The sequence below is a fragment of the Vibrio rotiferianus genome, from assembly GCF_002214395.1.
Taxonomy (GTDB): Bacteria; Pseudomonadota; Gammaproteobacteria; order Enterobacterales; family Vibrionaceae; genus Vibrio; species Vibrio rotiferianus.
Genome location: NZ_CP018312.1, coordinates 2,393,591 through 2,408,293, shown reverse-complemented (window position 1 = coordinate 2,408,293; position 14,703 = coordinate 2,393,591). Strand labels below are relative to the sequence as shown.

The window sequence follows — 14,703 nt, the reverse complement described above, 5'->3', positions numbered from 1 at the left end:
GTGTAACCAAAGCTGAGTTATCTATCGACCACCATTTTCCTGATGGGCAATACGGTAACATGGCTCGTAAGCTGTACCACCTGGTAGTTTCATGCGATGTTGTTCTACGAAGTCCTTTAATAGCTTGTCGAGTTTCTTCATTAAGACCGGATCGCCATTGATGGTAAACGGACCTTTCCGTTCGATTTCTCTAATCCCTTCAGCCTTGACGTTACCTGCTACGATACCTGAGAAGGCTTGACGCAAACTTGCTGCCAGAACTTGTGGCTGCTGATTGATGTTCAAGTTTAAGCTTGCCATTGCATCGTGAGTAGGCTCAAACGGTAGTTGGAACTCAGGCTCGATCTTCAGTGACCAGTTAAAGCTGTATGCGTCGCCTTTCTCTTTACGATGTTGACGTACTTCGTCCATTGAGCGTTTCATGATGCGGGCAACTTCTGCAGGATCATCAATCACGATTTGGTAGTGTTTCTGACCCTCTTCACCCAGCGTGTCTGCAATGAAAGCATCGATAGAGCGGAAGTAGGCTTCGCTCTCTTTCGGGCCCGTCAGCACGATTGGCATTGGGTGGTCGGCATTTTCTGGGTGCATCATGATACCCAAGATATACAGCAGCTCTTCGGCTGTACCTGGACCACCAGGGAAGATAACAATGCCATGCGCCATACGAACGAAGGCTTCGAGACGTTTCTCGATATCTGGCATGATCACCAGTTCATTCACGATTGGGTTTGGTGGCTCAGCTGCGATGATTGATGGCTCTGTCAAACCAAGATAGCGTTGGTCTGTGTAACGTTGCTTGGCATGACCAATAGCGGCGCCTTTCATTGGACCTTCCATCGCGCCAGGACCGCAGCCCGTACAGATATTCAGTTCACGTAGACCCAGTTCGTTACCCACTTCGCGAGTGTATTGGTACTCGGTTGGGTTGATTGAGTGGCCACCCCAACACACAACAAGGTTTGGCTCGATACCAGGAGTTAGAGCGCCAGCATTACGCAAGATGCCAAATACGAGGTTGGTAATGTGAGTGGCATTAGTCAGGTTGAGGCGCTGGTTGTCCGCCAAGTGCATGTTCACGTATACGATGTCGCGCAACACAGAAAACAAGTGCTCTTGAATACCTTTGATGATCTCACCGTCAACGAACGCGTGCTCAGGTGGGTTAGCAAGCTCAAGCTTGATGCCTCGTTCACGACGCACTACATTCACATCAAACGATAGGTATTTATCTAACAGCTCTTTTGAGTTGTCGGTGTGGCTTCCCGAGTTGAGGACCGCAAGCGTGCAGTTGCGGTAGAGCTGATAAAGATCACTTGATGCTGTTTTCTTAAGACGCTCAACTTCGAGTTGTGATAGCAAATCCATGCTACCTGCGGGGCTTATATGGGTAATCATAAGGCCTCCTTGCTATTGCTTTCTTTGAGGGAAAAAACCAACTCACCTACTTAGCTTATACGTGTCGTTCTACTCAGCGGTTGGCAGACTTTGTTGTTTAAACAGCTTAGCAGACTAGTAATGAAGAAACGTGATAACTCGTTGAATTTTGTAGGCTATATAGTAAAACAGACTGCAATTGCAGTCTGTTTGGTGTTTTTTTGAACAATCGGCTAGTTCCAACTTACTTGGTTGGTACCTCTTTGTTTCGTCTCTTTTAGCATACTACCTAATCGATCTAAGACGTACTCAGGGCTATCTGACTCTTTAAAGCTGGTTGAGACGGCGGTCAGCGTAATCATGATGTTCTGTTCTCGGAACTTAAATGGCAGTTGGCTCACATCTCGTTGGATCTGCTTGAGTAAATCAAGCGTGTATTCTTCGCTTTGGTCAGGGATCAACAAGATAAATTCTTCTCCACCAAAGCGTCCGACAGTATCGGTATCGGAGATGCGTTTTCTCATCGTGCGAGCAAGGATCTTCAATGCCTTGTCACCTGCTGTGTAACCATAGCTATCATTAACCGCTTTGAAGTTATCGACATCAAACAGCACGACGCGCAAATTTTGTTGAGAGCGAATCCAGCGACGGTATTCTAATTCCAAGCGATCATTGAATGCCGCTCGGTTGTACACCTTAGTCAGTGGATCTAGCAGCATCCGCTGAGCTTGATCTTCCAATCGACGACGATAATCTTGGGTAGTCTCGAATACGGCTTCAAGCTGATTTTTACTGTAGCCTAGGCGCTCTTGAAGAGCCTGCTCACGCTCCTCTGTCATTTTTAACCTTTCAGTTAATGAAGCGATTTGAGCTAGCAATGGTGACATATCAGCTTTGAGAGCTTCCAGTTCCGCTGCTTGATCGAGCGTCGTTTGGGTGCGATCCACCAACGAAGAGAGCTCAGAGTTTAAGTCTTGTCGGTGCTCAAAATAGGTTTGATGCTGATCGACATTTTGATGTGCAGTTTTTAAGTTGGAAGAGAGAGAAGTATTTAACTGATCGAGGAATTGTTCAGAAGACTTACGCTCAAATTTGGTTGCTTCAACAACCAGTTTTAGCGTATTCAACGTGAGTTCGATTAGTGACTCTGCATTAACACCCAGCAGAAGCTTGGCTCGAATATCGAGTAGTTGCTCTCCAGATTCGCCTTCAAAGTCTAGTTCTGTAATTGTGTATTGCAGATCAGAGGCAAGACACTCTAGTTGTGACTTGTCAGGTGAGTTTTCAAGTTCACCTAAGTTAAGGCGTGAGTTAGAGGTGATTATTTTAAGCGCACGTTCGTAAATGCTGAGAAGCTTTACTGCTTGGTCCACTTTTTTGCCTGCGTGAACCTCTGAAAAGCTCATTAGATTCCGCAGTTCACGTTTCAGTTGCGCAGGCAAACCTGTGATTCGCTGGAGCGTTTCACCACTGTGTTTTATCTGCTCATCAAGATAACCGTTTTGTTTTTCCATCGCCATAGACTGTTGTTTGAGTACTCGTTCCAATACTGCAAGGCGGGGGATCAGTGAGGTTATGTCTTGTTGATGTTCTAATTCTCGCTGAATTTCAAGCAAGTAGTTTGTGACTTGCGTGCTTGAGCCCTGGCATGCAGAGGTCAATGATGCCACAACTCGCTTCAGAACTTGCTGCTCTCGCTTAAATTTGAGCGAAGTATCACGATGTGCCAGCCTGAGTTGGTCAAGTTGACAACTCAGCTGATGAAGCTGCGACTGAATATCGGATTCCAAGATTCCCATGAAAAAACTGTGGCTAAGTCCATGTACTGCTGACAATTAATTGATAATAACAAAAAACTTTATAGCGTCATTAGGTATCGTGCTCAACCGCTGTTTAATTACCCACTTTTTAATATTTTTTTGAGGTTGTCCTCATTCTGGTACGAAGAGTGGATCTTTATTAGCCCTTGGTTTATGGCGTGTTGGCATGCGGTACGTATGTCACCAGTTGCAAAGCTCGCTGCTGGCGCATTGTCAATGGCTTTCAAAAATACCCAGTGACTTGCTTTGTCTTTTAAGCTGACTTCTCGGGCAATGTGTGTAGCCAATAGCAGCAAATCAAGCAATTCCTCATCGTTGATTGCGGTATAAGCCCGAGGTAAGAATGGGTAGTCACTAATGCCCATTCGGATAATTCGATTTACATTGTGCTGCTCGGCAAACTCATCCACCCAGCTTTGGAATTTCTCAAAAGTGGCTTCTGCGGAAGCATCACGATCAGCATTTGGCTCGATATATAGCAGGTTTGCATCTGAGAAGTGGTACAAACGAGTCGGTTTGTTAATGCGCTCCGCTAAGAACTCTCCGAATGCGCGTTCTAGCTCCAAACCTGCTTTGTAGCCGTGCTGAACATACATACTGCGCAGGAATGGTAAATCGATCATCACAAAGCGTAAGCGGTCGTTGAGAGGTTCGTGGATTAACTCTCCCATTTGCCATTGCTCGAACGTTTCACTGGATTTCTGCAGTGAGCGCGATAATTTGACGTTGAGCATACGCAAGTTGCGTAAGCGTGATCGAGAGTGGGTAAATAGGTCGTTACGTAGTTTTTCTATCTCATTCGATTGGCGTTGCATGATTACGCCACGACGCATGATAAACAAAAACATCACCAAAACAGTGATAAACAACGCGAACGATATTTTCTGAAATTTGCGATGCTCCATTTCTACTTGAGCCAAGCGATCCGCTTGGCCTACATAGTGGATACTCTGTTCGGCAAATTCTTTTTGCTGGCGGAAGGCATCCTCACTGATCTGGTTAAGTTGCTTTTGCTCTAAGCGAACTAAGCCGGTGTATTTTTTATACGCTTGCAAAGAAAGTTGATATTCGCCTGCTTGCTCATAACCTAGACCCAATAATCGGTATGACTGCTGTTTGATGAAGCCAGTATCGTCCGGCGCTTTCTCAATGAGATCGAGCGCTTTCTGGGCATTGTTGATCACACTCTTACTGTCATTTTGGTGATACGCTAGACCGGACTTAAGCAATGACGCTTTTGCTTCCAAATAAGGTATCTTTACGTACTCGAGTAAGTCTAAAGAGCGATCGAGGTATTGTTCTGCCAGTGCGTAGTTGTACAGTTGAAGGTAAGTAGCGGCGAGGCTGAGGCGGATCTTGATGATACGTTCAATATTTTTTGCTGTGCTGTCATGGTCCAGAACATTGAAGTAATGAACGAGGGCAAGATTGAACTTGCCTTGATAGAAGTAAACATCCCCCATTTGCTCAAGAACATCCGCTAAAATAGGTGAGTTCGGGTAGCTATCATAAAAGTCAGCAGCTTGCGAAAGGTACTCTATGGCTTTGTCATAGACTCGTCTCTCACGGAATAGACGTGCTAGTAGTCGATTAACTTTTGCAAGGCGAGCACCGTTATCGCTTTCAATCGATTGCCAGTAACCAAAAAGCAGCTCTGATAACGCTAAGTTGTATTTCTTGTAGTTGAGGTAAAACTCGCCGACAGCAGTGTGGTAGTCAATTAATGTGATGTCAGAGCGGTTATCAGCCAGCATGCTTTTGGCCTCCGCATACCAACGATCCGCTTCGACAAAATTGCCGCTGTGAGAGGCGAGCAATGCACGCTGCATTACTAAACGGTATCGTACACTGTCTGTCCGTTGCAAAACTGGGTTAGCTTGTTCGATCTGCTGCTCGACTTGATCGAGTTTATCTTCCGCCACCGCATAGTTTTTATCATTCATCCAAAGCATTTGGTTGCGCATCAGTTGCACATCTAGATTTAGGTAAGGAAGTTGATATTCGGTGGCAAGTCGTTCAGCTTCGTTTAGATTGTCGATGGCTCCCTTAATGTTACCCATAGCATATTCAGCTTGCGCGATGATTTTATGAGCTTCAATCGTGCTGCTGGGAGTGCGAATACTACGATCGGTCTCTTCACGAGACATGGCAGAAGGGCTACCGTTTTCTTTTCGGTCAGTCAACTCACGTTGTAAAAGGTAGTTTTTGGCGGCTTGTTTGGCTTGCGATGGTTCAATCTCAGCTAATTGCTGAGCTTCATTAAGCAAAGTAGAAGATAAAATGGTCGCGTGAAGTGGCTGCGCTAACCATAAGCAAAGAAAGCCAATCAGCCTAAATAGACGCGAACTGTCCCAAAACATCCTTTTCGTTCCCTCGAACTGTGTCGTAATGTACGTGTTTTTGAATAAGCAATAGTAGAGAAAAACGCCCAGCAATCCAACAGATAGCTGGGCGTTTTTGAGTATTTAAGCAATTAGTTTTTGAGTGTGGAACTCAAGCACTTTTAATTATCTACTCAGATTACTGACGCGCCATGCGGTTATTGTGTGCTGGCTTGTCTTGCTCCGTTGAGCGGTAAGGGTTGATATCCAAACCTCCACGGCGAGTGTAACGTGCGAATACCGTTAGTTTCGTTGGTTGGCAGTACTTCATCAAATCAGTGAAAATACGCTCAACACACTGTTCGTGGAACTCGTTGTGCTCGCGGAATGAAACCAAGTAGCGAAGCAGCTTCTTACGATCAAGCTTAGCGCCTTGGTAGCGAATTTCTACGCTGCCCCAGTCAGGTTGGTTGGTGATCAGGCAGTTTGATTTCAGTAGGTGGCTGTGAAGGGTTTCTTCTACTTGCTCTTCGCCTGCAGCGCCTTCAAGAAGTGCGGCGTCAAAATCGTAGCTGGTGATTTCGATATCTTGACCGTCGATGCACTCGCCTTCCATGGTTACGATAGGCTGGTTGGTGTAGTGAGTTACTGGGTTTACTTCCACAAGTACTTGCTCACCAGCGCATGCTGATAAATCTTGCGCTAAACGCTCAGTCACTTCTTCCCAAGTAGCAAAACGCGTTTGGTTGTAGCTGTTTAGGTACAACTTGAACGACTTTGACTCAATTAAGTTCGCGCTGGTCGCAGGGATGTAGACTTCGCCAACGGCAACTTGAGGCAAGCCTTTACTGTTTAGCCAAGATAGCTCGTACAGCGTCCAAATGTCGTGCCCCATAAACGGAAGGCTGTCGCCAAGTTCAAGGTCATCACGGTTTAGGCTGCGAGGTACAGGTTGCAGCAAGCTTGCGTCGTATTGATTTGCGTACTCGGTCTTTTTACCCAGAGTTAGGCCAGCAAGCTCTTTAGCGTCAGAATATTTGCTCATACTTTGTGGTCATTTTCGATTAGAATGGCGAGAATTTTACTGAATCCGCTGATTAATTGCCATCCGGCAGACACCGCGACCTGATAAAAACTAACCAGGAGACCTTCATGACCCAAACCGTTACTCAGGCTCTACAGGACTTTAGCCTGCGCTATCAACAAGCTTGGCAAGACGAGAATAACGAACTGCCACGCAGTGAAGAGCTTGCTGATCTTGTTTCTCCATGTGTAGAAGAGAAACGCGACGGGGCCGTATTGTGGAAAGCATTCCCACGTGAAGAAATGGCGGATTTCACTAACGTTGAGAACGCAATTGAGCTGACGCTGCATGAAGACATCAAAACCTTCTACGGTTCTCAGTACAGCGCTGATATGGACGCAACTTGGCAAGGTAACGAACTGACGCTGCTGCAAGTGTGGAGTGACAATGATTTCACCCGTCTACAAGAGAATATTCTTGGTCACCTAGTCACTCAGCGTCGTCTAAAGCTAAAACCGACGGTATTTATCGCCGCTACAGACGCAGAGCTGGATGTGATTTCTATCTGTAACCTAACTGGTAATGTGATTCTTGAGCGCCTAGGCTCAGACAAACGCGACATACTGGCGGAGACGCTAGCAGAGTTCCTAAGCAAACTAGAGGCAGCGGTGTAAGCATGTACGTTGTTGAGTTGCAGTTTGAGTGTTTTGATAACACCACCGTAAGCGCCGTTGATAAAGCGATCAATGGTCTGATGGATGCGTTGCGCTACAACGGCCAGGTACTTGGACGTGAGTTCCCTATCGTAATGGGTGACGGCGAGTTTTATGTTCGTGTGGTTTGCCCAGAGCAAGACAGTTTACACCCTCGCTACCATTCTGATTTCGTCAAAGTGTGCATGAATCGTTTGTCGGAAGCGTCGTTGCTTGCGCCGAAAATGCGCATGTTGGGTCGTGATTTGAACTCAGAAGAAGCGGCAGAGGAAGAAACGCCAAGCTGGCAAGTGCTGTACACCACATACGTACATACTTGTTCTCCGCTGCGCAGTGGCGAGACCTTGTTACCTATTCCGCTTTACCGTAATGGTGCGACATTGAATGGTGACCATAAAGCGGTAGTGAAATGGCAAACGGAATGGCAAGCGTGCGATGAAATCCAAATGGCGGGTGGTTGCCGTGCTGAACATGCGGCGCTGCACGAGATTTGCGACGCGGGCAGTGTCCTGTTCCGTCGTGGTTGGGATTTACGTGGTCGGATTGAATATATCACCAAGATCCCGACTTACTACTACCAATACCGAGTTGGTGGTGAGTCGCTTGAAGCGGAAAAAGGACGCAAGTGTCCAAAATGTGGTGGTGAGTGGTTACTCGACGAACCGCTGCACGACATTTTCTATTTTAAGTGTGACGATTGCCGAATTGTCTCCAATATCTCTTGGGACCACATCAAATAGTTTATTTTTTTAAAGCTGGCGCCTATGCCAGCTTTTTTCTATCTAATGTAATTGTGTAACGGTTACTTAACAGATTTTCTTATTATTCACCCTGCCAATACTTTGTTTTTGAAAGCATTTTTTCTGAAGATATCTCTCATCCCCTAGTTTGTGACCTGTGTTCACGTTCAAAGAAAAATGTAACACATATGCATGCTTTGTAAGCATTGAAACGTTTGCTTCTCAAAAATTTCAAATAATATCCATATCCTATTTAAGGTTTTGGGAAGAGGGCCCCTTCCGAAAATATATATAAAAATAATCTGGAAGGAATTGAGATGACTTTATTTAAACGAAGCTTAGTCTGTATTGCTGTAGTCGGCTTGATGGCTGGCTGTAACGATGATGAAACAAAATATGTAGAAGTACCGTCGGATTACAGTCCAGTTGTCGCAGAGGGTAAAACGCTAACTAACACGCCTGATGTAGTGGTAAAAGGTGAAGTAACACAAGCCGATGAAGTAACCATCGCTATTGCTGCGACGTCGGATTTACATGGTCGTTTATTTGGTTTTGATTATGCGTTGAATGCGGAAGATGACGATGCTGGTGTTACGCGCGTTGCGACTTTACTGGCAGATCAAAAAGCTGCGCACCCAAATATGATCCTGATTGATATCGGTGATACGGTTCAAGGTAACTCTGCACAGCTATTCAACGACGATCCAACTCACCCAGTGGTCGAGAGCATGAACTCGCTTGGCTTTGACGTTTGGGTGCCGGGCAACCATGAATTCAACTTTGAGCGCTCGTTTATCGATCGTAACTTAAATCACTTTAATGGTGCGGTGCTGTCTTCTAACATCAAATGGGAAAGCAACGATGTGAACTACATTCGTGCATTCCAAATGTTTGAAGTGGAAGGGGTTAAAGTAGCAATCGTTGGTCTAACACCGTCAAACGTACCTAACTGGGAAGCGTCTGCGCCGGATCACTTCAAAGGTTTGAAGTTCGAGAACGAATTGGATGCGACTAAAGAAGCCGTTGAGCAATTGGTATCTAAATACAATCCAGATGTGATTGTTGGTGCGCTTCACCTTGGCCGACAAGAAGATGGTGGTGTGGGTGTTTATAAGATTGCTTCAGCAATGGCGGACAAATTTGATGTCATCCTAGCGGGGCACGAACACGCAAACTACATCGAGCAAGTGAATGCTGATGGCACGGTGACACCAATCAGCAAAGCAACGTCAGAAATTGGTGGCGATAATTCTCTAATCGAAGATAAAGCTAAATCTGGTGAATATAACCAAGAAAATCGTAAGCAAAGTGTGAAGATTATTGAGCCAGGTAAATGGGGTGCTTACCTTGCTAAAGCTGAGATTCAGCTGAAAAAAGTTGATGGCAAGTGGACCATGGCGGACACGACATTGACCAACATCGGCACTAAGAAAGTGGAAGAAGATCAAGCGATACAAGCGAAATTCCAATACGTGCATGATATTTCGGTTGAAGATGCAACACGTGAGCTCGGTCGTGTGACTGGTAACTTCACGCCAAGCGCAACGGGCTTCCAAGATGAAGCGACAGCGACGGATTACAACTACACTGCAGAGCGTTTGTACTCGACCATTCACCTTGCGAAAGTGGTTGATACGCCTTTGATGGATGTGATTAACCAGATTCAAATGCAGCAAATCGAGGCTGCTGTTGGTGAGGGCAAAGGGGCTGTTGTATCGGCAGCATCACTGTTCTCTGATCAATCTAACTTAATTGATAATGAAGTTTACACCAAAGGTAAATCGACTAACTTGTACAAGTACGACAACACCTTGCTTGGTGTTGAGATGACAGGTGCGAATCTGAAACGCTTCATCGAATGGTCTTACTCTTACTTCAACCAATATAAACCGGGTGATATTACCGTATCGTTCAAGAAAGGCGCGCCAGCTTATCTTTACGATCAGTTCGATGGTGACATCCAGTTCACGGTAGATCTAAGCAAGCCATCACTTGAGTTGGATGAAAATAACGCGGTGACGAATGAAGGTAGCCGAGTAAGCATTACTAGCATTGGTGGCGAACAGTTTGATCCAAACGCGACTTACAAAGTGGCGATGAACAGCTACCGCTTTGGTTCGCAAATTCAGAAGTTTGGTTGGGCAGACAAAGATGACGTGTTCTACGACTCTGTGAATGAGCCAGTTTACGCAATTCGCGATATGCTAACTGCATATGTTGAGAAGAACCATGGCATTGATGTTGCTGATTTCAGCGATAATGTTGGTAACTGGGCATTCACGCAATACCAACCAAGCGGAGAGATTACTACGCTGCGTGACGGTGAGGGTAAAGCACTTTGGGAGCAATTGAAGAACATGGAAATCTGTGTCTCGATTGATTTAGAGAACCCGAAATACCCAGCGATTGTTAAGTCTGTGAACATCAATGATTCGTCGAGCTACTTTGTTAACCCTAACAAAGACGCGACAACCCTTGATGAGAAGGTAGCAGGCTGTAACCCAGCTCATTAATCCTGCATGTGGGCGCGGTAGAGGTTACCGCGCCTAATTTTACTCACCAGAGGCAAAGCCTGTTGGAGTGAGTGATGTAGAAGAGTGCTTCATGATCAAAAGAATCTATAACAAGTGGGGTTTCACCCTACTGATTATCCTTATATCCACACTTATTTTTCAGTTTTCTTCTTCGTGGAGTGAAGATTTCCGTCCTAAATCTCGTCAGCAACAAGAGTTTGTTGAAGCGACTGTCACGCGTTCGATCTCGAACCATGTGGCACCAGATCCGCTGGTGCCAGATGTGATGACAGGCAAACAAGTCTTCATGGCAAAAATCCTAGAAGGTGAGAGCGAAGGATTGGAAGTGGAAGTCACCAATCCACTCAGTCGTCAGCACAATGTTTATGTCAGTGAAGGCGATACTTTCATCATGATGATCCGCGAAACCACCAATGGCACCGTTTATTGGGCGTATAACCACAAACGCTCAGACGCGATTTACCTGATGCTTGCGCTGTTCTGCGCGCTGCTGCTGAGCTTTGGTAAGAAAGAGGGCATTAACTCAATGGTCGCGCTCTATTTTACTGCGGCATTAATCGTTGGCGTGTTGGTGCCGAGTATTTTCGCTGGTTGGAATCCAATGTTGGTCAGCATCTTATTGATGGTGGTGATCATCGTAGTCAGCTTTATTCTCGTCTCCGGTTATAACCGTAAGAGTTTATGTGCCATGGGCGGCACATTATTGGGCGTGATTGCCGCGGGTGTAATGGCGCAGTGGTTCGGCGAAATGGCACACTTGTCGGGCATTTACCTCGACAAAGGCGAAGACGTAATTTACCTAACGTCGGTGAAGATGGGCATTCGTTGGTTGATGTTCGTGACGATTGTCGTGGCTGCGCTTGGTGCCGTAATGGACGTGGCAATCTCGATTGCATCGGCGTACGCGGAGCTGCAACAAACCGACCCGAAACTCAAACCAAAGCAATTGGTTAGAGCGTCGATGAATATTGGTCGAGACATCATGGGCACCATGACCAACACTTTAATTTTGGCGTTTGCTGGTGGTTCATTGACGACCATTATGATGGTGTGGGGGCTTAACATGCCGGCGAGTCAGTTTATGAATATGCCGCTGGTGGGCCTCGCAGTCGTGAACGCGTTGGCGGGTAGTGTGGGGATTGTGCTGACTATTCCTTTTACTGCGTTTCTAGCGCCTTATGTGTTCAAGCATCCTCAAGTGGAAGAACAGGTGAAAAAGAACGTTGAGCAAGACGAAGTTCAGCTGTTCTAGCGATATAAAACCGCAATGAAAACAAATACAAAAAGGGCGCTCCGATGAGCGCCCTTTTTAAGTTTCAAGTGTTGTAGAAAGGGGCGATTACCAACCTTTAACTACGCCACCTTTGAAGATGTCTTTCGCTGCTTCGTAAACTTCATCAGTTTGGTATGCTTTCACGAAGTTTTGTACGTTAGCTGCTTGAACGTTGTCTTCACGAGCAACGATTAGGTTTACGTATGGAGACTCTTTGTCTTCTACGAAGATACCATCACGCTCAGGTGTTAGGTTGATTGAGCTTGCGTAAGTCGTGTTGATGATAGAAACCGCTACGTCATCAAGAGAGCGTGGAAGCTGTGCTGCATCTAGCTCTACGATTGTAATGTTTTTCGGGTTACCTACGATGTCACGTACCGTCGCTAGCAGATCAACGCCATCACGTAGCTCGATCAAACCTTGTTGCTCAAGAAGCAGCAGAGAACGACCTAGGTTTGTTGGATCGTTTGGTACCGCGATGCGTGCGCCGTCTTCGATCTCATCCACTGATTTTACTTGCTTAGAGTAACCTGCGATTGGGTATACGAAAGAGTTGCCAGCCGTTACTAGTTTGTAGCCACGATCTTTTACTTGCTGATCTAGGTATGGCTTGTGTTGGAATGCGTTCGCATCGATTGAGCCATCATCTAGTGCTGCGTTTGGTGTTACGTAATCGGTAAAGGTAACCAACTCAACATCCAGGTTGTATTTCTCTTTAGCAACTTTTGCTGCAACTTCCGCAACTTGAGCTTCCGCACCTGCCATTACGCCAACTTTTACTTTGTTCACGTCGACTTCTTTGTCCCCACAACCAGCAAGAACCAGTGCAGAAGCGGCAGTTGCAACAGTCAAAAGACTCTTAAGGCTAAATTTCATCTTTATCTCCTTATAATTGGTATTTTCAATTCTTATCTGTGGTCTACGCGGCGTACGATTGCATCACCGATAGACTGAATAATTTGTACTAGAACAATCAGCATCACGACTGTTACTGCCATGATCACTACGTCGTAACGGTGGAAGCCATAACGGATAGCTACGTCACCAAGACCACCGCCGCCTACCGTACCTGCCATTGCTGAGTAGCTCACTAGCGTTACTAGAGTAATGGTTACTGAGTTAACAATAGTCGGCATTGCTTCAGGAAGCAGAACTTTTGTGATGATTTGTGTTGGCGTCGCGCCCATAGATTGCGCGGCTTCAACCAAACCTGATGGTACTTCTAGTAGTGCGCCTTCAATGAGACGCGCCACAAATGGGATAGCACCGATAGTTAAAGGAACAATCGCTGCTGTTGTACCGATGAAGGTACCAACCAACAGTTTGGTTACTGGAATAATCGCAACCATCAGTACTAGGAAAGGAACCGAGCGACCGATGTTAACGATGGCGCCAAGCACACGATTAAGTTTGGTGTTTTCCAGCAAGCCACCTTTTTTAGTGGTATGCAAAATTACGCCGAGTGGAATACCCACTGCGAAACCAACGATGCCTGCAACGGCAACCATGTAAAGGGTTTCCCATGTTGCGCCCAAAAGTAGGTTGCTGTTTAGGCTCAGCCATTCAGAAATCGTATTAAAGGACATAGCCAAGTACCTCTACTTTCACGTTATGCTCACGCAGGAACTCAATCGCTGCGTTATCGTCTTCTTCGTTGCCAAACAGCTCCGCAACCATCATGCCGAACTTCACGCCGCCAGCGTAATCCAGATCAGAGCTTAGGATGCTCACGTCGATGTTGTACTTACGTGCGATTTGCGTCATCAGAGGGGCATCCACGGTTGCGCCAGTAAACTCTAGGCGAACCAATGGGTAGCTGTTTTCTACGCGCGTGGTTTGTAAGCGTGCTTGGTAATCTTCTGGGATAGAAAGATCCAAAGTAGAGCGAATGAACTCGTGTGCCAGTGCAGTTTTCGGATGCGCGAAGATTTCACCAACGGTGCCTTTTTCCACTAGTTCACCATCACCGATGATCGCCACTTCGTGACAGATGCTCTTAACCACTTCCATTTCGTGAGTGATCAGAAGAATGGTGATTTCGAGTTTGCGGTTGATTTCTTTTAGTAGCTCCAAGATGGACTGAGTCGTTGCAGGGTCCAGCGCGCTGGTTGCTTCGTCACATAGCAGCACGCTAGGGTCTGATGACAATGCACGAGCAATCGCCACACGTTGCTTTTGACCACCACTTAGGTTTGCTGGGTAGCTTTCATGTTTGTCTGCAAGACCAACGAGCTTAAGAAGCTCTGTCACTTTTGTTGTGATTTGCGCTTTGTCTTTACCTGCTAGCTCAAGAGGGAGTGCGACATTGTCGAAAACGGTGCGAGACGACAGCAGGTTAAAGTGTTGGAAGATCATCCCGATGTTACGGCGAGTTTCTCCCAATTGCTTTTTGCTTAATTTGGTTAGGTCAACGCCATCTACGATGATGGAACCCGAAGTTGGTGCTTCCAGCATGTTTACACAACGGATCAGGGTACTTTTACCCGCGCCCGATGAGCCGATAACACCAAAGATGGTGCCCTTTGCGATATCTAGATTAATGTCCTTAAGGGCAAGAATTTCCTTACTGCCTTGGTAGAACACTTTATTGACGTTTTTTATTTCTATCATGTTTCAACCTGCACAGAGATACTGGGAATTTCGCTGTTAAAAACGGCTTTTAACAGGAGTAAATTTTGAACTCTATCTCAATTCTCAGTTGATGCTATGGGTTAAGCTGGTTTAAGTCAATAGATATTTTTACGTCTAGACGTCTAAATGTATGGATGTTCTGTCGGGAAAGTAAAATAGAGAATGTTAGAGGGAGAGAAGCAAATAAGAGGGATATTCAAGATTTACCGATTCTCGGGCGACAAATCAACTGTTTTGTCGCTCACTCACGCCAATTAGATAGTGTGAGTG

General features: G+C 45.9%; 11 protein-coding genes. 4 read left to right on the top strand and 7 right to left on the bottom strand.

What is annotated here, in order from left to right:
• Positions 1-21 precede the first annotated feature (21 nt).
• The 4 genes from ppnN to queF form a co-directional block, all read right to left on the bottom strand.
• Complete coding sequence (gene ppnN / locus BSZ04_RS20280) at positions 22-1,398, bottom strand: nucleotide 5'-monophosphate nucleosidase PpnN (protein WP_010446376.1); 1,377 nt, start codon at positions 1,396-1,398, stop codon at positions 22-24.
• Positions 1,399-1,610: 212 nt separating this feature from the next.
• Positions 1,611-3,176, bottom strand: coding sequence for a GGDEF domain-containing protein (locus BSZ04_RS20275; protein ID WP_071235987.1), 1,566 nt, complete (start codon positions 3,174-3,176; stop codon positions 1,611-1,613).
• Positions 3,177-3,274: 98 nt separating this feature from the next.
• The gene (locus BSZ04_RS20270) at positions 3,275-5,557 is read right to left on the bottom strand and encodes a tetratricopeptide repeat protein (RefSeq protein WP_038886025.1); all 2,283 of its coding nucleotides are present in this window, start codon (positions 5,555-5,557) and stop codon (positions 3,275-3,277) included.
• A 160-nt stretch (positions 5,558-5,717) separates the two neighbouring features.
• Positions 5,718-6,563, bottom strand: coding sequence for an NADPH-dependent 7-cyano-7-deazaguanine reductase QueF (queF, locus tag BSZ04_RS20265; protein ID WP_088881246.1), 846 nt, complete (start codon positions 6,561-6,563; stop codon positions 5,718-5,720).
• A gap of 107 nt (positions 6,564-6,670) precedes the next feature.
• Here queF and syd point away from each other — a divergent pair, with 107 nt between their 5' ends.
• The 4 genes from syd to BSZ04_RS20245 all read left to right on the top strand — a co-directional run bounded on the left by syd (position 6,671) and on the right by BSZ04_RS20245 (position 11,781).
• Positions 6,671-7,216, top strand: coding sequence for a SecY-interacting protein (gene syd, locus BSZ04_RS20260; protein WP_088881245.1), 546 nt, complete (start codon positions 6,671-6,673; stop codon positions 7,214-7,216).
• 2 nt (positions 7,217-7,218) lie between these two features.
• Positions 7,219-7,995 carry a Zn-ribbon-containing protein gene (locus BSZ04_RS20255; RefSeq protein ID WP_038886031.1) on the top strand — a complete coding sequence of 259 codons (777 nt, stop codon included), beginning with the start codon at positions 7,219-7,221 and terminating at the stop codon, positions 7,993-7,995.
• Positions 7,996-8,312: 317 nt separating this feature from the next.
• Positions 8,313-10,508: a bifunctional metallophosphatase/5'-nucleotidase gene (locus tag BSZ04_RS20250; RefSeq protein ID WP_088881244.1), complete on the top strand. Its 2,196-nt coding sequence runs from the start codon at positions 8,313-8,315 to the stop codon at positions 10,506-10,508.
• A gap of 91 nt (positions 10,509-10,599) precedes the next feature.
• A complete protein-coding gene (locus BSZ04_RS20245) occupies positions 10,600-11,781 on the top strand; it encodes a YibE/F family protein (RefSeq protein WP_010446404.1) in 1,182 nt (393 codons plus the stop codon).
• Positions 11,782-11,868: 87 nt separating this feature from the next.
• Here BSZ04_RS20245 and BSZ04_RS20240 read toward each other — a convergent pair whose 3' ends face one another.
• Genes BSZ04_RS20240 through metN form a run of 3 tightly spaced genes read right to left on the bottom strand, consistent with a single transcriptional unit; the run spans position 11,869 to position 14,412 of the window.
• Positions 11,869-12,678 carry a MetQ/NlpA family lipoprotein gene (locus BSZ04_RS20240; protein ID WP_010446406.1) on the bottom strand — a complete coding sequence of 270 codons (810 nt, stop codon included), beginning with the start codon at positions 12,676-12,678 and terminating at the stop codon, positions 11,869-11,871.
• A 32-nt stretch (positions 12,679-12,710) separates the two neighbouring features.
• Positions 12,711-13,388 carry a methionine ABC transporter permease gene (locus BSZ04_RS20235; RefSeq protein WP_005432672.1) on the bottom strand — a complete coding sequence of 226 codons (678 nt, stop codon included), beginning with the start codon at positions 13,386-13,388 and terminating at the stop codon, positions 12,711-12,713.
• Positions 13,378-14,412, bottom strand: coding sequence for a methionine ABC transporter ATP-binding protein MetN (gene metN, locus BSZ04_RS20230; RefSeq protein ID WP_010446409.1), 1,035 nt, complete (start codon positions 14,410-14,412; stop codon positions 13,378-13,380). The genes BSZ04_RS20235 and metN overlap by 11 nt, the downstream gene beginning before the upstream one ends.
• Between the last annotated feature and the right edge of the window lie 291 nt (positions 14,413-14,703).

Coding starts and splice junctions, on each gene's coding strand:
- ppnN (WP_010446376.1), bottom strand. CDS start 1,398: ATGATTACCCATATAAGCCCCGCAGGTAGCATGGATTTGCTATCACAA.
- BSZ04_RS20275 (WP_071235987.1), bottom strand. CDS start 3,176: ATGGGAATCTTGGAATCCGATATTCAGTCGCAGCTTCATCAGCTGAGT.
- BSZ04_RS20270 (WP_038886025.1), bottom strand. CDS start 5,557: ATGTTTTGGGACAGTTCGCGTCTATTTAGGCTGATTGGCTTTCTTTGC.
- queF (WP_088881246.1), bottom strand. CDS start 6,563: ATGAGCAAATATTCTGACGCTAAAGAGCTTGCTGGCCTAACTCTGGGT.
- syd (WP_088881245.1), top strand. CDS start 6,671: ATGACCCAAACCGTTACTCAGGCTCTACAGGACTTTAGCCTGCGCTAT.
- BSZ04_RS20255 (WP_038886031.1), top strand. CDS start 7,219: ATGTACGTTGTTGAGTTGCAGTTTGAGTGTTTTGATAACACCACCGTA.
- BSZ04_RS20250 (WP_088881244.1), top strand. CDS start 8,313: ATGACTTTATTTAAACGAAGCTTAGTCTGTATTGCTGTAGTCGGCTTG.
- BSZ04_RS20245 (WP_010446404.1), top strand. CDS start 10,600: ATGATCAAAAGAATCTATAACAAGTGGGGTTTCACCCTACTGATTATC.
- BSZ04_RS20240 (WP_010446406.1), bottom strand. CDS start 12,678: ATGAAATTTAGCCTTAAGAGTCTTTTGACTGTTGCAACTGCCGCTTCT.
- BSZ04_RS20235 (WP_005432672.1), bottom strand. CDS start 13,388: ATGTCCTTTAATACGATTTCTGAATGGCTGAGCCTAAACAGCAACCTA.
- metN (WP_010446409.1), bottom strand. CDS start 14,412: ATGATAGAAATAAAAAACGTCAATAAAGTGTTCTACCAAGGCAGTAAG.